18 protein-coding genes are annotated in these 16697 nt (G+C 48.0%); 6 read left to right on the plus strand and 12 right to left on the minus strand.

Annotated elements, in window-relative coordinates; translation table 11 throughout:
- Positions 1–11: 11 nt before the first annotated feature.
- Together CDA54_RS17680 and CDA54_RS17685 are read right to left on the minus strand one after the other, a co-directional pair.
- On the minus strand, positions 12–782 hold the full coding sequence (locus tag CDA54_RS17680) for a methyltransferase domain-containing protein (RefSeq protein WP_099036377.1): 771 nt from the start codon (positions 780–782) through the stop codon (positions 12–14).
- 4 nt (positions 783–786) lie between these two features.
- Complete coding sequence (locus tag CDA54_RS17685) at positions 787–1542, minus strand: Nif3-like dinuclear metal center hexameric protein (protein ID WP_099036433.1); 756 nt, start codon at positions 1540–1542, stop codon at positions 787–789.
- A gap of 182 nt (positions 1543–1724) precedes the next feature.
- Here CDA54_RS17685 and CDA54_RS17690 point away from each other — a divergent pair, with 182 nt between their 5' ends.
- A complete protein-coding gene (locus tag CDA54_RS17690) occupies positions 1725–2102 on the plus strand; it encodes a hypothetical protein (RefSeq protein WP_099036434.1) in 378 nt (125 codons plus the stop codon).
- Positions 2103–2477: 375 nt separating this feature from the next.
- Here the strand turns inward: CDA54_RS17690 and phrB are convergent, their stop codons facing one another.
- The 9 genes from phrB to thrS all read right to left on the minus strand — a co-directional run bounded on the left by phrB (position 2478) and on the right by thrS (position 12080).
- Positions 2478–3899: a deoxyribodipyrimidine photo-lyase gene (phrB, locus tag CDA54_RS17695; RefSeq protein ID WP_099036378.1), complete on the minus strand. Its 1422-nt coding sequence runs from the start codon at positions 3897–3899 to the stop codon at positions 2478–2480.
- Position 3900: 1 nt separating this feature from the next.
- Complete coding sequence (locus CDA54_RS17700; RefSeq protein ID WP_099036379.1) at positions 3901–4851, minus strand: YbgA family protein; 951 nt, start codon at positions 4849–4851, stop codon at positions 3901–3903.
- Between the two features lie 163 nt (positions 4852–5014).
- On the minus strand, positions 5015–5311 hold the full coding sequence (locus tag CDA54_RS17705; RefSeq protein ID WP_099036380.1) for an integration host factor subunit alpha: 297 nt from the start codon (positions 5309–5311) through the stop codon (positions 5015–5017).
- A 3-nt stretch (positions 5312–5314) separates the two neighbouring features.
- Positions 5315–7708 (minus strand): phenylalanine--tRNA ligase subunit beta, encoded by a 2394-nt coding sequence (gene pheT / locus CDA54_RS17710; protein WP_099036381.1) that lies wholly within the window; start codon positions 7706–7708, stop codon positions 5315–5317.
- Between the two features lie 10 nt (positions 7709–7718).
- Positions 7719–8699 (minus strand): phenylalanine--tRNA ligase subunit alpha, encoded by a 981-nt coding sequence (gene pheS, locus CDA54_RS17715; RefSeq protein ID WP_099036382.1) that lies wholly within the window; start codon positions 8697–8699, stop codon positions 7719–7721.
- 246 nt (positions 8700–8945) lie between these two features.
- Positions 8946–9302, minus strand: coding sequence for a 50S ribosomal protein L20 (gene rplT, locus CDA54_RS17720; RefSeq protein ID WP_099036383.1), 357 nt, complete (start codon positions 9300–9302; stop codon positions 8946–8948).
- A 17-nt stretch (positions 9303–9319) separates the two neighbouring features.
- Positions 9320–9517 carry a 50S ribosomal protein L35 gene (rpmI, locus tag CDA54_RS17725; protein ID WP_099036384.1) on the minus strand — a complete coding sequence of 66 codons (198 nt, stop codon included), beginning with the start codon at positions 9515–9517 and terminating at the stop codon, positions 9320–9322.
- An 84-nt stretch (positions 9518–9601) separates the two neighbouring features.
- Positions 9602–10144: a translation initiation factor IF-3 gene (infC, locus tag CDA54_RS17730; RefSeq protein ID WP_099036385.1), complete on the minus strand. Its 543-nt coding sequence runs from the start codon at positions 10142–10144 to the stop codon at positions 9602–9604.
- 19 nt (positions 10145–10163) lie between these two features.
- Complete coding sequence (gene thrS, locus CDA54_RS17735) at positions 10164–12080, minus strand: threonine--tRNA ligase (protein WP_099036386.1); 1917 nt, start codon at positions 12078–12080, stop codon at positions 10164–10166.
- A 149-nt stretch (positions 12081–12229) separates the two neighbouring features.
- Here thrS and CDA54_RS17740 point away from each other — a divergent pair, with 149 nt between their 5' ends.
- The 5 genes from CDA54_RS17740 (at position 12230) to CDA54_RS17760 (ending at position 15810) form a co-directional block, all read left to right on the plus strand.
- A complete protein-coding gene (locus CDA54_RS17740; protein ID WP_099036387.1) occupies positions 12230–12853 on the plus strand; it encodes an START domain-containing protein in 624 nt (207 codons plus the stop codon).
- Between the two features lie 69 nt (positions 12854–12922).
- A complete protein-coding gene (locus tag CDA54_RS17745; RefSeq protein ID WP_099036388.1) occupies positions 12923–13780 on the plus strand; it encodes a fructosamine kinase family protein in 858 nt (285 codons plus the stop codon).
- A gap of 57 nt (positions 13781–13837) precedes the next feature.
- On the plus strand, positions 13838–14587 hold the full coding sequence (locus CDA54_RS17750; RefSeq protein ID WP_099036389.1) for a pteridine reductase: 750 nt from the start codon (positions 13838–13840) through the stop codon (positions 14585–14587).
- A gap of 17 nt (positions 14588–14604) precedes the next feature.
- A complete protein-coding gene (locus CDA54_RS17755; protein ID WP_099036390.1) occupies positions 14605–14805 on the plus strand; it encodes a CPXCG motif-containing cysteine-rich protein in 201 nt (66 codons plus the stop codon).
- Between the two features lie 123 nt (positions 14806–14928).
- Positions 14929–15810, plus strand: coding sequence for a DUF3080 family protein (locus CDA54_RS17760; protein WP_180237270.1), 882 nt, complete (start codon positions 14929–14931; stop codon positions 15808–15810).
- Here the strand turns inward: CDA54_RS17760 and CDA54_RS17765 are convergent.
- Complete coding sequence (locus CDA54_RS17765) at positions 15784–16677, minus strand: prenyltransferase (protein ID WP_099036392.1); 894 nt, start codon at positions 16675–16677, stop codon at positions 15784–15786. The two genes, CDA54_RS17760 and CDA54_RS17765, sit on opposite strands and share 27 nt — an antisense overlap.
- Between the last annotated feature and the right edge of the window lie 20 nt (positions 16678–16697).

Consider the following 16697-nt stretch of genomic DNA (forward strand, 5'->3'; position numbering starts at 1 on the left):
CACAGATATTTTTACAGTCTCGCGTCTTGTTTTACCGCAATGATATGAAAATAGCGGCCCAGCCACAGATAAGGGTGAACAGTTCCGTACTGTATTTCCTTAGCTTTGATTTGCTCATAGTGGCTGCTTTGCATTGTTTTATCACGCATATAGTCATGAAAACATCGTATTCCCGCCTGGTGCCTGATATCCAGCCCCGCCTTCTCTACAAAATCCAGTACCTGTGACGGCGGCAAGGCATTGTTCGGGTTAAGGCGGACCCTGTTACTGACCACAAAATCTTTATCGATATAGTCGAAATTGCCGTACAACAAATTACTGAATCGATGCGCGTCACGGTTAAAAAAGCTTAAAGATATATAGCCGCCTGGCTTTAACCGGCTAAACAGGTGCTTCAATGCGTCGAAAGGATCATGAAGCCATTCCAGCACCGCATGGCAGAGGATCAGATCAAACTCGCAGTCAGCAGCCAGGCTCTGCAGGGGGCCGCAGTGAAACGCCACATCAGCAAAGCCGGCCAGTTTAGCCCGCGCCAGTTCCAGCGCCTGATCAGAGATATCATTCACCAATACACTATGCCCCAGATCAAGCATCTCTTTCGCCATCATCCCTGTTCCTCCTCCGGCATCAAGGCACTTAAGAGGCCGCTCAGGCAAATGATGGCGCAGATAATGAGACAACAATTCATGGCGTAAACGGCCTTTGCTTGTGCCATAGATATTTTTTTCGAACTTATCTGCTATCTGATCGAAGTTCTGATCCTGTTGCCACTGCTTAGTCATGTAATTATGCCGGGTTATCGATATCAACAAATTCCACGGTCAGATCAAGCTGACCTGCCAGATGTTCCCCTGTCGCTTTGGCACCATAGCGTTCGGTAGCGTGATGCCCCGCAGCAAAAAAGGCGATGCCCATCTCTCTTGCTGTGTGAATGGTTTGCTCGGATACTTCACCGGTAATAAAGGCGTCAATTCCCTGCGCTGCAGCGTGCTCAATAAACCCCTGACCTCCCCCTGTACACCAGGCCACCGTGTTGATGGGTTTGTCCTGATTCCCCTCAACTAATGGTTGTTTTGACAAGCGCAGTGCGATGCGCTCGCTGAGCTGCGCCACAGTAACCGGCGCATTAAAACGCCCACGCATTGCAACAGAATTAGGGTTAGCGGCTTCCAGCCCCCCGGTTACCTGTATATCAAGTATTCTGGCGAGTTGCGCATTGTTACCCAGCCCCGGATGAATATCCAACGGCAGGTGATAAGCATACAGATTGATATCATGAGCCAGTAAACTGGCCAATCGACGTTTCTTCATGCCTGTGACACATTGCTCTTCTCCTTTCCAGAAATAACCATGGTGAACAAATATTGCGTCGGCCTGGCGGGTGATTGCTTCGTCTATCAGCGCCTGACTGGCGGTGACTCCGGTTACCAGTTTATGGATTTCAGTTTTACCTTCTACCTGCAGTCCATTGGGACAATAATCCTTAATGCTGTCAGGTGAGAACAGTTTATTGAGGTATTCGGTGAGTTTATCTCGCAATATCACGTTAGAACCGCCTGTAAAGAGTGAAAATTAGACATTAAAAAGCAAACAAGGTATATATACTCCAGAGACCTCAAAGTATGAGGTTCAGAGCCACTGGTTACTTGGGTATAAACACCCATTCTGCGTTTTTAATCACTCAAAATAAAGGTACTGATAAAAGTATTAAGAGATCTCTAATTATGAGTAAACTGGATAAAGAGCAAGTCATAGAAAAATTCACCGCCGCTTATAAAGCAGCGAATGGTAAAGCCCCTGATCTGGAAGCCAAAGGTGGCTGGTACAGTGTTGATGGTGGCAAAAATATGCGCCTGGCTCAACTCGACGAGTTGGCAGATTCATTGTCAAAAGGTGGAGCGAAGAAAGCTCCGGCCAAAAAAGCCGAGAAAGCAGCTGAGAAAAAAGCCGAACCGGTGAAAGCTAAGCCTGCAGCAAAAAAAGCGGCTGCACCGGCAAAAGCCAAGAAAACCAAAAAAGCCAAGAGCTCTGACTTCTCCGTGAAAGCTATGTGGGCAGAGCAACTGAATGGCAAAGACCATCAGTGTCGTCTGCCAAGATAAAGACAGACTTTGTGCTTAAGAAAAAGCGGCTGACAGCCGCTTTTTTTATGTCCAGGGATGGACGGTATGCCGGAAATGTCGGGAACGTTTTTCCGGCGATGTCCAGGGATGGACGGGCAGGTGATTGCTCCTGCATAACCTGCACTTCCGCCATCCTTGGCGGTCGTATGCCGGAAATGTCGGGAACGTTTTTCCGGCGATGACCAGGGGCTGATCGCGTCCGGAAACTGCGGAGCAATGTAGTGCCCAATTTATTGGGCATAGAAAAAGTCGAATAAATTCGACTCTACACTGCAAGAGGCAGGACGCCTGATCCAAAAGGACGGGCAGGTAATTGCTCCTGTATAACCTGCACTTCCGCCATCCCGGCAGTGTTCAGTTTTTCAGAAAATCAGCGAACTGCGCTTTAGTATCACTGACTGCCTGCTTGTGCTCTACCACTGGCTGAGGGTAGTCCAGGCTATCTGCCCCTGACCATTTTTGCGGTTCATGCAGATATTTTTTTGGCACAAAGGACAGCTCCGGCACCCATTTCAGCAAAAACTCCCCTTCTTCATCGAAACGTTTACCCTGGCTAGCCGGATTAAAAATACGAAAATAAGGAGCTGCGTCGGTACCTACCGAAGCACTCCATTGCCAGCCACCGTTATTGGAAGCAAAATCTCCATCGATCAGCTTACTCATAAAGTAATCTTCACCCCAGCGCCAGGGTAACCGCAGATGCTTTGTCAGAAAGCTGGCTACCACCATCCGCAGTCTGTTGTGCATCCATCCGGTCTGATTCAGACAACGCATAGCAGCATCGACAATAGGATAACCGGTGTGTCCCGTGCACCACGCCTGAAATAAATCTTTATCTGTTTGCCAGGCAAAATTATCGTACTTTGTCAAAAAGCACTGATGCCGGCAAACATGTGGAAAGTGATACATCACATAACGATAAAAATCCCGCCACGCAAGCTCTTTGAGCCAGGTGTATGCGCCCCCCTCTGCAGAAAACAAGGTATCGCCAAAACGATTAACAAGGGCATTGCTGGTCTGCACAGGACTGAGCACGCCCATAGAAAAATAGGGAGAAAGCTGACTGGTACCGGGCTCAGATGGAATATCCCGCAAAGCGTCGTATTCCGTCACATCCTGGTCCAGAAAATCTGCCAGGCGTTGTAAAATCTCATCTTCGGTGGCGGGCCAACCATCTGATTTATGGGTTAAAAAGGCAGTGACCAAATCAGCGTCATTCGCGAGGCTTTGGCTAAAAGTCTGACTGTTACTAACCTGCCCGATACCGGGAATCGGTACTATTGCAGACTTAAGCCGCTCTAGCCAGATCCTGAAATAAGGGGTAAACACCTTATAAGGCTGTGAACTCTGGTTTAGTATTTTATCCGGACGGCTGGTACAGGTGTCATGAAATACACCGCATTCAATATCATGTTCTGACAACATGGCTCTGACGGCTTTATCTCTGTTGCGCTCATCCAGTTCATATTCGGCATTAAAGTACAGATGCCGGATATCGTATTCCTGACACAGACTTTCCAGCTTTTCGGGAATATCAGCAAAGTTCTGCGCAGCTACAATATTAAGTATAATGCCCTTCTCTTTCAGTTCATTCCTCAGCTCCAGCACCCTTCTTATTAACAGGTCCAGCTTACTTTCGGCCAGTCCATAGTGCTGCCATTGCTCCGGAGTGATGAAAAACACCACGCTGACATTGTCGTGCTGCTTTGCAGCATAGGAAAGAGGTGAGTGCCATAATGTTCTCAGATCGCTTCTGAGCCATACCAATGCTGACATACTAAGCTCTTAGCCCCAGTGCTTCAGGATAAGGCTGCAAATAGCGCTGTTGTTGCAGATAATCATTCGGGTACTTTTTCAGATGGTGGCGCAGCAGGGTGACCGGCGCCATTAATGGCACATAGCCAAGCCTGTATTTGTCTATCTGCTCACAAAGCTCCTGCTTATCGGCTTTATCCAGCTGTTTCTTAAAATAGCCCTGAAGGTGCATCAATACATTAGTATGTTTGCGTCTGTTGGTGGGCTTACTCAATGCACGCATCATTAAAGTCAGATATTGTTTTGATATGGTCTCTTCATGCCCTTTCGCACCGGCCACCAGACGCCCCAATGCCTGATAAGCCTGCGGACTATAGGCCATCACCAGCATCTTGTTCCGGCTGTGAAAATCCACCAGAGCTCTGACACTGAGCGTGTTCAGTACCTGTCGACGAAAATCATGATAAGCGAATATGCGCGTAATAAAACTCTCCCTGAGACCTTCATCATTAAGGCGACCATCTTCTTCCATGGGTAAGTCCGGGAATTGCTGTTTCAGCATCTGAACGAAAATCCCCTGCCCCTTTCGATGCAGCAACTCGCCCTCTGGTGTATAGACTTTAATTCTTTCCATACCGCAACTGGGGGATTTTGCTGCGAGAATATATCCATCCAACTGGCTTAGCTGTGGAAGTCTTGCGGAAAAATAAGCCTGCATCTTATCAGTATGATCTACCTGTGCATCGCGACTATCCGTTAAGCGTTGTTGCTGTCCAATCTCCCTTATATGTATTGTCGGTCTTGGCACAGGCATACCGATTCCCATCTCAGGACAAGCTGGAGCGAAACGGATAAATTCTGAGAGCTTGTCTGTAACAAAAGCTGAACGCTTATGCCCACCGTCATAGCGAACCTTTTCACCCAGCACACAACTGCTGATGCCGACTACCGGTTTACTGTCAGTATTGGTCATAATTCTAAGGCTACCTGATTTTGTGTCGGGCACATATTTGCCCACCTTAATGATGTATTGTGTTTATACGATAATATAAAACTCTGGATCAAACTGGTTACCGGTAAACAAAAAACGCACCTTATCAGGTGCGTTTTCTATTGGTACGGGGTTATTCTTAATATCAGCTCAACGGCTTACTACTTTCCACCCGGCTTTTCAGTTTTTGGCCGGGCCTGAAAGTAACAACACGGCGGGCCTTGATGGGAATATCTTCACCGGTTTTTGGATTCCTACCCGGGCGTTCATTTTTTTCCCGCAGATCAAAGTTACCGAACCCGGAAAGCTTAACCTGTTCTCCGGTCTCCAACGCTTCTCTGACTTCCTCAAAAAACGACTCAACCAGATCTTTCGCATCACGTTTATTGATGCCCAGCTTTTCAAACAAATGTTCTGCCATATCGGCTTTGGTAAGCGCCATAGTTCAATCCCTCAGAGATGCACCGAATTTTTCTGACAATGCAGCCAGAACGCGTTCAACCACAGCTTGAATCTCTTGTTCTTCGAGGGTTCTTGCCGGGTCCTGCAGAGTCATTGATATTGCCAGACTATGGTGCCCTTCGGCAATACCTTTGCCCTTATAGATATCAAACAAGTTTAGGCCAACTAATTGATTTCCGCCATAATTTTCTATGCACTTCAGTATATCTCCGAGCGCATGCCGTTCATCGACAACGATCGCGATATCTCGCCGGTTTGCCGGATAGCGGGAAATCTCCTCTGCCTGGGGCAGACGACGCTGGCACAATGCATCCAGTTCAATTTCAAATACAAATGCCCGCCCGTTGAGTTTCAGCGATTTCTCAAACTGAGGATGCAACGCACCCAGAATACCAATCTGGCGATCGTCGCGATAAATGGCTGCAGCCTGGCCAGGGTGAAGCGCGCTGTGACTGATTGCTTTAAAGCTAAAAGAACCCGGCGACGAAGCCGTTGCTAATACGCTTTCAACAGCACCCTTGAGATCGAAAAAGTCCACAGATGTGGTTTGCAGATCCCAGTGTTCAGCCTGACGTAACCCTGCCATAACCCCACCGATAACCGCCTGCTGTTTTACACCGGCTGTCTCATTGCTATCCGGTACAAATCGCAGGCCTGTTTCAAACAGGGCCAGTGTCGATTGCTGACGCTTCTGATTGTACGAAACAGCCTGTAACAATCCAGGCCACAGGCTTACACGCATGGAAGACATGTCAACAGAAATAGGATGTGGCAATTGCAACGGTGCCAAATCTGGGAACAGACTCTGCTGCACTTTGGGGTCAACAAAAGAATAGGTAATCGCCTCCTGGAAACCAGCGCTGATCAGGCGGTGTTTAATCTGATTCAGCGGCGTTTGCTGCTCAGGTTGGCCTGTCATTCTCAGATTTGCAACCGGGGCGACTTCCGGTACGTTATGATACCCAAAGACTCGCGCCACTTCCTCGATCAGGTCTTCTTCGATACTGATATCAAAACGATATGAAGGAACACTCACCTTCCAACATTGTTCACTTTCAGTGTAGCTGACGGCAAAACCCAGGCGTTTGAGAATATCGGTAACTCTGTCAGCATCAATATGCAGACCGATGATTCTGTCGAGTCGCGTTCTGCGTAATTCCACGTTTGCCGCCACCGGCACATCGGCTTCACTTTTTGCCTCAACTAACGGACCGGGTTTACCGCCGACAACCTCCACCAGTAATGCCGTTGCTCTTTCCATGGCATCGCGCTGTAGCTGCGGGTCAACGCCTCTTTCATAACGATGAGATGCATCGGTGTGCAGACCATACTGACGCGCTCGCCCCATAATGGCATCAGGTGCAAAAAACGCACTCTCAAGAAAGATATTACGGCTGCTATCAGTCACGCCGGAAGCTTTCCCACCAAATACGCCGGCCATGGCCAGAGGCTTTTTCTTATCGGCGATCACCAGAGTATCCGTATTCAGCTCGACTTCCTCACCATCAAGCAATACCAGTTTTTCCTCCGGTTTTGCCATTCTCACCAGAATGTCACCCTCAAGCACATCGTTATCGAAGGCATGCATAGGATGACCGAGCTCCAGCAACACATAGTTGGTCACATCCACAACCGGATCGATACTGCGAATACCACTGCGGCGCAGCCTTTCCTTCATCCATAATGGTGTGACGGCGTCCATATTTATATTTTCAATAACCCGGCCCAGATAACGCGGGCAGGCTGAGGGCGCCTGCAGGGAAATATTACGTCTGGCATCGCTGGCTTGTGTGACAGGCTCTATCACCGGTTCATTCACATCAGACTGAGTCAGTACCCCCACCTCTCTGGCCAGGCCTTTAATCCCCAGACAATCCGCCCGGTTAGGGGTAAGATCGACTTCGATGCTGACATCATCCAGCTGCAACAATTCCCGGAAATCTGCCCCTACCGGGGTTTCCCCAGGCAGTTCCAGAATACCATCGTGATCATCTGAAAGACCAAGTTCAGACCAGGAGCAGAGCATACCGTTTGACGGCTGCCCACGAAGTTTGGCCTTCTTAATTTTAAAGTCACCGGGCAATACTGCGCCGACCACAGCAACCGCAACTTTCAGACCCTGACGACAATTGGGCGCACCACAGACGATATCCAGCAGTTCACCCTGCCCTGCATCCACTTTAGTAATCTGAAGTTTGTCCGCATCAGGGTGTGGGCCGCATTCAACAACTTCACCTACAACAACACCAGAAAAGGCGGCAGCGACTGGCTCAACACCATCCACTTCTAATCCTGCCATAGAAAGCTGCTCAGCCAGTTCATCACTGGAGATATTCGGGTTAACCCACTCTCTTAACCACTTTTCACTGAATTTCATTCACCGAATCCTAATTAAACTGTTTCAAAAAGCGCAGATCGTTTTCGAAGAAGGCCCGCAAATCATTAACCTGGTAACGCAGCATAGTCAGACGCTCAACACCCATTCCAAAGGCAAAACCAGTATATTTCTCGGGATCGATGTTCACCGCTTTGAGTACATTAGGATGCACCATGCCGCAACCGAGCACTTCGAGCCACTTGCCATTCTGCCCCATTACGTCAACTTCAGCAGAAGGCTCTGTGAAAGGAAAATAGGACGGGCGAAAACGTACCTGCATATCCTGTTCGAAAAAATGGTTAAGAAAATCGTGCAAAATACCCTTAAGTTCTGCAAAGCTGACGTTCTCATCTACCATCAGCCCCTCGACCTGGTGAAACATCGGCGTGTGGGTCTGATCGTAATCATTACGGTATACGCGACCAGGGGAAATGATTCGAAGCGGTGGCTTTTCCGTTTCCATGGTCCGAATCTGTACCCCTGAGGTCTGGGTACGCAGCATCAGATCGGGATTAAAGTAAAAGGTATCATGGTCTGCCCGGGCCGGATGATTGGCCGGGATATTTAACGCATCAAAGTTATGAAAACCGTCTTCAATTTCCGGGCCTGATTTAACCGCAAAGCCCAACTCACCGAAAAACGCTTCAATCCGTGCAATAGTGCGGCTGACCGGATGCAGGCCACCGGGCTGTCTGTTCCTGCCTGGCAGCGTAACATCTATTTTCTCTTCAGCCAGTCTGGCATCGAGCTCCTGTCGGCGCAACAGCTCGCCACGCTGATTAATCATTGCCTGAATCTGTTGTTTGGCCTTATTGATTTGCTCGCCCGCGGCCGGGCGCTCTTCAGCAGAAAGTTTACCCAGCCCCTTGAGTAACTCAGTTAAACGACCTTTTTTGCCGAGATACTCGACTCTGACTTTATCCAATACATTAAGATCGGCCGCATCGCTGATCTGCGCTTCGGCCTCTTTGCTTATGGCTTCAAGATCCATGTCTACTCCGCAACATTGCCAATCGTGAGAGGGTCACGAAGGATAAAAAATAAAAAAGGAATTCTACACGAAAATGCCGGTTTTTCACCAGCTTAAAGACACTATTTCGCACTTATGGAACCATTGTTTGCTCTGGCAATGGAGGGTGGCGGGAGTGAATTTATTTCGTTTTGTATTCAGAAAAGAAAACGGGGAGCATCCTGCTCCCCGTTTCCTAAGAAAGAACTTAAGCTTAATAGTTAATTATTAAGCCAATGCACCCTTGGCAGTTTCTACCAGAGCGCCAAATGCTGCCTTGTCATGTACAGCGATGTCAGCCAGGATCTTACGATCAATTTCGACAGATGCTTTTTTCAAACCGTTAATGAAACGGCTGTATGACAAACCATTCTGACGGGATGCCGCATTGATACGTGCAATCCACAGTTGGCGGAATTGACGTTTCTTATTACGACGGTCACGGTATGCGTACTGGCCAGCTTTGGTAACCGCCTGTACAGCAACGCGATACACCCGTGAGCGGGCTCCATAATAACCTTTGGCTTGCTTCAGTACCTTTTTATGACGGGCACGTGCAATAACACCACGTTTTACTCTTGCCATTATTCAGTCTCCTAAGCTTAAGCGTACGGCAACATGCGTTGGATTAACGCAGTATCCGAATCATGGGCCAGTTTCTTGCCACGTAAGTGACGTTTACGCTTAGAGCTCTTCTTGGTCAGAATGTGACGCAAGTGAGACTGCTTTGTTTTAAAGCGACCAGAAGCTGATTTTTTGAATCGCTTCGCAGCACCTCTGTTACTCTTCATTTTAGACATTGCTAAAACTCCGCATTGTTAATGTTAAAAACCAGCAGCAAGGCGTTTTCAGTGCGCAGTCACTGAAACTCTTGTAGGCCTTTACTACTTCTTAATGGGGGCCAGCACCATGATCATCTGTCTGCCTTCCACCCTTCTGGGGAAAGACTCGCAGGTGGCCAGTTCTTCCAACTCGGTTTTAATCCGGTTGAGAAGATCAATGCCGATCTCCTGGTGTGCCATTTCACGACCGCGGAAGCGGATCGTGACTTTGGTTTTATCACCCCCTTCCAGAAAGCGACGCAGGTTGCGCAGTTTGACCTGGTAATCGCCTTCATCAGTGCCAGGGCGGAATTTCACCTCCTTGACCTGAATTTGCTTTGTCTTTTTCTTCTGCTCTTTCTGAGCCTTACTCTTTTCGAAAAGGAATTTGCCGTAGTCCATGATCTTACAGACTGGCGGCTCCGCATTGGGGCTAATTTCAACCAAGTCCAGCTCTACTTCAGCTGCTTTTTCCAATGCTTCAGTCAGAGATACAATCCCTAACTGATCACCATCCATACCGATCAAACGAACTTCTTTTAGCTTTATTTCTTCGTTAATGCGGGCTTTTGCCGAATCTTGACCCCGATTGTTAGCGCCTTTAATGTGCTATTCCTCCACGAAATTAATCAATTAGTTTGCTATCGACCTGTTGTGCTGCAAGCTTTATAAAGTCTTCAACACTGAATTTACCCAGGTCTTCACCTTTGCGTGTCCTTACTGCTACCTCGCCAGCTTCCATTTCTTTATCACCGACAACCAGCATATAGGGAACTCGCCGTAAAGTATGCTCGCGGATTTTAAAGCCTATCTTCTCATTTCTCAAGTCAGACTTTGCTCTAAGTCCCGATTGTTGTAACTTTTTCACCACATTACGTGAATATTCGCCCTGATTGTCGGTAATATTGAGTACCACCGCCTGGGTCGGAGCCAGCCATAATGGAAACAGCCCTGAGTATTCTTCGGTCAGTATACCGATAAAACGCTCCAGTGACCCTAATATCGCACGGTGAATCATTACCGGCACCTTACGCTCTCCATCTTCCGCGACATAAGTACTGCCGAGACGACCGGGCATAGAGAAATCCAGCTGAATAGTGCCGCACTGCCAGGCACGATCCAGACAGTCATGCAGGGTGAACTCAATTTTAGGACCGTAAAACGCCCCTTCTCCGGGCAGATAATGGAATTCAATACCTTTATCCTGCAAAGCCTCAGCCAACGCTTTTTCTGATTTATCCCAGGCTTCATCTGAGCCGACGCGTTTTTCCGGCCGCGTAGAAAGCTTAACGACAATTTTCTCAAAACCGAACGTCTTGTACGTATCGTAAATCATATCGATACAGCCGCCGACTTCATCCAGAATCTGTTCTTCAGTACAGAAAATATGCGCATCATCCTGGGTAAAGCCTCGTACCCGCATCAGTCCATGCAACGCGCCGGAAGGCTCATTACGATGACAGCAGCCAAACTCCGCCATTCGCAGTGGCAAATCGCGATAAGACTTCAGGCCCTGGTTAAAGATCTGTACATGACCGGGGCAATTCATCGGCTTGATGGCATATTCACGCTTTTCTGACTCTGTGGTGAACATGTTTTCCGCGTATTTATCCCAGTGACCGGATTTTTCCCACAGGCTCCGGTCCATCATTAATGGTCCTTTCACCTCATCGTAGTCGTATTCACGCAGTTTCTCGCGCACATACTTTTCCAGTTGGGTATAAATGGTCCAGCCATCGTTATGCCAGAACACCATACCCGGGGCTTCTTCCTGCCAATGAAACAGATCCAGCGCCTTACCGATTTTGCGGTGATCGCGCTTTTCTGCTTCTTCGAGGCGCTGTAAATAAGCTTTGAGTTGTTTCTTGTCTGCCCAGGCAGTGCCATATACGCGCTGCAGCATTTTGTTATCGCTGTCACCACGCCAGTAGGCACCGGCCACTTTCATTAACTTAAAATGCTGACAGAATCTCATGCTGGGCACATGGGGGCCCCGGCACATATCGATGTATTCCTCGTGATGATACAACCCTGGCTGATCGTCCTGACTGATATTCTCATCCAGGATCTGAATCTTATAGGGTTCGCCGCGCTGTTCAAAAGTATCTCTGGCCTGCTGCCAGCTGACGACTTTCTTAATGACGTCATACTGCGTCTTCGCCAATTCCAGCATGCGTTTCTCGAGTTTATCCAGATCTTCCTGACTCAGAGTGTGATCCAGATCCACATCGTAATAGAAGCCATTATCAATAACCGGACCGATGGCCATTTGTGTATCCGGCCATAGCTGTTTAATCGCATGCCCGAGTAAATGCGCGCAGGAGTGGCGAATTATTTCCAGACCATCTTCATCTTTAGCAGTAATAATCTGTAAGCTGGCGTCATTGTGAATCAGATCGCTGGCATCAACCAGTTTCCCATCCACTTTACCGGCAATGGTGGCCTTAGCCAGACCCGGGCCGATATCATTGGCCACATCCAAAACAGATACAGATTGTTCAAACTGGCGTTGACTGCCATCGGGGAGCGTAATCAGGGGCATGTAACATCCTCAACAGTGGTGACACAAACCAAGCGCCACTTGTTTAATAATCAATAAAAAACACCCGGGCGGGTGTTTTGCGTATTTAGTTTAAGTGTCTGCTACTATCAGACTACTATCTTCATAACTATATCGATTTCGCGCCCCAGATGCAATTTCCCCTGTTCGTAGTACTTCTTTTTTGCGCCCTTTTTACCCGGGCCTCATGCCTGCCCGCGGATGCAGGATGGCAAATACGAAAATCTGACAATCAGGTAAAGGTCTATGTCAGAGAAGTGGATAACACCTTTGAAATTCTCGCCATTACCCAGGTAGAAAGCTCACCGGAAGCCTTTTTGTCTTTGCTCAGAGATACTGATAAGAGCCCTGACTGGATCCACAAGGCCAGCAAAGTCACCTTACTGGAACAACCTGCACCCGATCAGGATCTAGTCCATACTGTTTTTGATGCACCATGGCCGGTACAGGACCGTGATATGGTCACGTTGTCCCATATTGTCCGTGTTCCACAAAGCAACGAAGTCAAAATCAGAATATCCGATGCAGGCAATCAACATCCCCCTGCCCCGGACAGAGTCAGAATGAAAAACGTTAGTGGCTTATGGCGTTTGCTCCCCCAGAACACACACACCCTTATTTGCTATCAGGGAAGTGGTGACGCTGCCGGAAGTGTTCCTGACTGGCTTTCACGTTCTTTATTGGTTTCAGGCACTTATAATAGTTTCATTAACCTTGCTAAGGAGCTTGAACAAAGAGACTCACAAAATGAGTAGAAAAATTTTCATCACAGCCCCAACATCTGTTCCATACTAAGAACAGGTTTCACCTGACATTTAGCTACTATGTGGCATTTTATCAGCGAACAGATTAGCGAGCAGCTGGGCCAGGATTTTATCTGTGATGATATTCGCCAGTTACATGAGCAATTCTACACCCGGGCTTTTCGTATCACAGATGGACAGCGCCGGTTCTTCGTGAAGGTTACTGAAGTCTCTGAGTTACTTCGCCTGGAAACAGAAGCAGCCGGGCTGAACAAGCTACGCCAGAGTGAGTTGCTTAAAATTCCTAAGGTCATATGTGTCGGGAAAACTTCCCAGTCCGGGTTTCTGGTGCTGGAATACCTGCATATGCAGGAGGGCAGCCCGGAGCAGTGGCAACAATTCGGCCAACAACTTGCCAGATTGCATCAGTCTGATCACCAACAAATGTACGGCTGGCAGGAGGATAACTATATCGGCGCTACCCCGCAGCCAAACGGATGGAAAAAGAAATGGTGCCAGTTCTTCTCTGAACAGCGTATTGGCTATATGTTGCAGTTACTTAACGAAAAAGCCCTTCTCAAATCAGATGTGGATAAAGTGGTCGACCGGGTCAGGCAATTACTGGCGGGTCATACTCCCCCGGCGTCACCTCTGCATGGTGATCTCTGGCAGGGAAACACCGGGTTCTGGAAAGGCCAGCCTGTGCTCTATGATCCGGCCTTCTATTTTGGCGATCGTGAGACCGATATTGCCATGACCGAGTTTTTTGGTCGTTTCCCGGAGGCTTTTTATCAGGGGTATGAACAAGTCTGGCCGTTAAGCGAAGATTACCAGTATCGCAAGCCTGTGTATCAACTCTACCACAACCTTAATCATGCACTTTTATTCGGTGGGCAGTATATTCACAGCGCCCAGAACCAGCTCAACAATATGGACTAACTGCGCGTCTTTGCATATTGTGCGGTTATTTCCGGCTACAGTACCCAGCAGAACTCTATGCAAACTCAACAAAAAGTTATCTTCATCAGTGGCAGTGCTAAACGCCTTGGTGCAGCCATAGCGCGTTTCCTGCATCAACAAGGCTACCGTATAGTGCTGCATTGTCAGCATTCACTGGACGATGCCAGAACACTACAAAATGAACTCAATGAACAAAGAGCCGGCTCGGTGGCACTGGTCATTGGTGATCTCTGTAACCACGATGATTTACGCAGGTTATCCACAGAAATACTGGCTGCATTTGGCAGACTGGACGGGTTAATCAATAACGCCTCAGGTTTCTATCCTACCCCTGTGGGACATATTGAAGAGCAGGACTGGAATAATCTGATGGGAAGCAATGCCATGGCGCCGCTGTTCTTGTCCCAGGCACTGAGCGGCGAGCTTAAACGCCGACAAGGCACTATCATTAATATGGTGGACATTCACGCAATGCGGCCGTTGCAGCAACATACTGTCTACTGCATGGCAAAGGCGGCTCTGGTAAATATGACAGAATCTCTGGCAGTGGAACTGGCGCCAGATGTCAGGGTCAATGCTATAGCACCCGGCGCCATTTTATGGCCAAGTTCAGAGGTACCTGAGCAACAGAAACACGACGTACTGGAAAAAGTCCCTATGCAGCGCCTCGGTGACACCGATGATATTACCGAAGCGGTGAATTTTTTAATCAACGCGAACTACGTAACCGGCCAGATCCTGAAAGTAGACGGTGGCCGCAGCCTTTCGGGAAACGGTCCGTTTTAAAAATAAAGGAGAACATAATGAAAGCCAAAACTGTTCATGTAGATTGCCCTCATTGTGGTCACAGCATGCATGTGCTGCTTGACTACAGTCAGGGAGATCAGGACTATTACGAGGAATGTACAAATTGCTGTAATCCAATCCGTATCACTATGCACGTGGACGAAGAGCACAGTAAGCTCAGTTTCAGTATCAATGCGGATGATGAACAATACTACTGACAAGGCATGACGTTGCCATCCAGACACATTTTAATGCCCATCTGCCTGCTGTTGTGTAGTTGTAGTTTTCAACCTGACATTAGCGATATCACAACAGAATATGCTCAGCGACTGGCCACCGTTATGGACAGCTCTGCGGCTGAACTTTCTCACATCACTCCCTTGCCTGAACTACCAACAGAAAATATTTCCGCAGACATAGTTGAAATCAGCCTGAAAGATTTTTATCAGCTCAGAAATTGTCGTCTTTACAGCCTGGTTGCTGAACGCAATACAGCACTGGGCAAAATCCAGGCGGCTTCACAACGATATCTTTATGAAATTAAGCTATTGCAGGAAATGCAGGTTTGTCTGAATCTCATTGATGATAAAACACTCAGAGAGCAGATACAGCAGTGGCAACAACAAAAGCAAAGCGCATTACAGCAGCAATGGCAGTTGGTTCTGCAAAGTGATGAAATTCGCTATGCCCTGAGCAGAAATAACGGATGGATCGGCACCAGACAAACTGATCAGTTAGGTGAAACCCGCCAGTCATTGCAGTACCTTCTGAACTTGCGCCCCGAAACCCACGAGCAGCGTGCCCCCTCTGCATTAGAAAAGCACCTGCAACAGTTACAACAAGCACGGCTGATGGCCAGAGTTTTCCGGACTGCGCGACTACTAGACTCACACCTCAGCAGTCTGACTCAATGGCTCAAAGCACGGCAGATACATTGCCCCGATGGCAACGCACCACAACAGATACAATACCTGCGCAACGTATTCGGTCTGTTTTTCATCGAACAAATCCAGCCTTTGGCAAGCCGGCTCAATGATATTTACTATCAGTTAATGCCAAAATGGCAATCCTTATTGCAGGCGCATAAGGGTATGGATGAGTGGCTGCATCAGCGAGAAAGTGAATTTGAACAGTATCGCCATAGTCTGACCGGGCATATAAAGTTCTGGCAGACGCTGTTTAAGCAATGCAATCTGTCACCACCGGTTTCCAATAAGCCATAGCCCCATCAATACCGGCATCAGTATACTGGCTATTACATTCAGCGCCATAATGGTCTGAAAGCCTTTTGATTGGGGCTTATTCGTGTAAAGTCCTGTGAGCACCTTTATATTAAGTAACAAAGGCAGGAACAATGCCCATCCCCAACCAGGAGATGTCACAAGAATCAGCGTTATCAAAAGGGCAATTGCAGCAAGAGCTGTGAACAATGCATAAATTCTGTTGCTGGTTTTAAAGCCATAGGTGCTGGGAAATGTACAACGGCCGTATTCACTATCTGCCTGACAATCAGGGTACTGATTGACCAACAGAAGATTATTAACAAGAAAAAACGGAACCAGAGAAACGACAAATACAACAGCAGAGAACCGCCCGGTAAGTACAAATACGGAGCCCGCTACCATAATCAGACCAAAACCTGTGCCCGGTGCTATTAAACACAGCAGTGGTTTCTTATTGAGTACAGATGTATAGGTTAAAACAATGGCAACGGCCAGTATCCCAAACGCATGGGGAAACCAACCCATCCCACTGCTCAGGTGCAGCCCCAGAATTATACAGCCAACAAGACTTACAATAGCAACGCCAAGCACAACAGGCGCTGCCTGAGAATATTCCGGTAATGCGCCACTTCCTCCGCTGAACGGTGTTCTGGTCGTTTTGTAATCCAGGCCCGAACGAAAGTCCTGATATTCATTCAGGCAATTCACACTGATATGAGCCAATAGCGCACACATCAGTAGCTCGGCACTTCTACCCCCGTCCACCTCACCTTGCAGATAGTAAGCGCAGGCGACTGCCAGAAATACAGTGGCAAGAGTCAAAACTAGAAAACCCGGTCTTGTCGTTCTGAGCAGAACGTTCAACATTTCTACACCATCAGACAGTG

Source organism: Lacimicrobium alkaliphilum (assembly GCF_002591895.1).
GTDB lineage: Bacteria > Pseudomonadota > Gammaproteobacteria > Enterobacterales > Alteromonadaceae > Lacimicrobium > Lacimicrobium alkaliphilum.

What these genes read in the sequence shown, in the direction of transcription:
- pheS (WP_099036382.1), bottom strand. Translation starts at nt 8,699, where the DNA reads ATGGATCTTGAAGCCATAAGCAAAGAGGCCGAAGCGCAGATCAGCGAT.
- CDA54_RS17700 (WP_099036379.1), bottom strand. Translation starts at nt 4,851, where the DNA reads ATGACCAATACTGACAGTAAACCGGTAGTCGGCATCAGCAGTTGTGTG.
- CDA54_RS17740 (WP_099036387.1), top strand. Translation starts at nt 12,230, where the DNA reads ATGCAATTTCCCCTGTTCGTAGTACTTCTTTTTTGCGCCCTTTTTACC.
- CDA54_RS17755 (WP_099036390.1), top strand. Translation starts at nt 14,605, where the DNA reads ATGAAAGCCAAAACTGTTCATGTAGATTGCCCTCATTGTGGTCACAGC.
- pheT (WP_099036381.1), bottom strand. Translation starts at nt 7,708, where the DNA reads ATGAAATTCAGTGAAAAGTGGTTAAGAGAGTGGGTTAACCCGAATATC.
- thrS (WP_099036386.1), bottom strand. Translation starts at nt 12,080, where the DNA reads ATGCCCCTGATTACGCTCCCCGATGGCAGTCAACGCCAGTTTGAACAA.
- CDA54_RS17680 (WP_099036377.1), bottom strand. Translation starts at nt 782, where the DNA reads ATGACTAAGCAGTGGCAACAGGATCAGAACTTCGATCAGATAGCAGAT.
- phrB (WP_099036378.1), bottom strand. Translation starts at nt 3,899, where the DNA reads ATGTCAGCATTGGTATGGCTCAGAAGCGATCTGAGAACATTATGGCAC.
- CDA54_RS17690 (WP_099036434.1), top strand. Translation starts at nt 1,725, where the DNA reads ATGAGTAAACTGGATAAAGAGCAAGTCATAGAAAAATTCACCGCCGCT.
- CDA54_RS17760 (WP_180237270.1), top strand. Translation starts at nt 14,929, where the DNA reads ATGGACAGCTCTGCGGCTGAACTTTCTCACATCACTCCCTTGCCTGAA.
- rpmI (WP_099036384.1), bottom strand. Translation starts at nt 9,517, where the DNA reads ATGTCTAAAATGAAGAGTAACAGAGGTGCTGCGAAGCGATTCAAAAAA.
- CDA54_RS17750 (WP_099036389.1), top strand. Translation starts at nt 13,838, where the DNA reads ATGCAAACTCAACAAAAAGTTATCTTCATCAGTGGCAGTGCTAAACGC.
- CDA54_RS17705 (WP_099036380.1), bottom strand. Translation starts at nt 5,311, where the DNA reads ATGGCGCTTACCAAAGCCGATATGGCAGAACATTTGTTTGAAAAGCTG.
- CDA54_RS17745 (WP_099036388.1), top strand. Translation starts at nt 12,923, where the DNA reads ATGTGGCATTTTATCAGCGAACAGATTAGCGAGCAGCTGGGCCAGGAT.
- rplT (WP_099036383.1), bottom strand. Translation starts at nt 9,302, where the DNA reads ATGGCAAGAGTAAAACGTGGTGTTATTGCACGTGCCCGTCATAAAAAG.
- CDA54_RS17765 (WP_099036392.1), bottom strand. Translation starts at nt 16,677, where the DNA reads ATGTTGAACGTTCTGCTCAGAACGACAAGACCGGGTTTTCTAGTTTTG.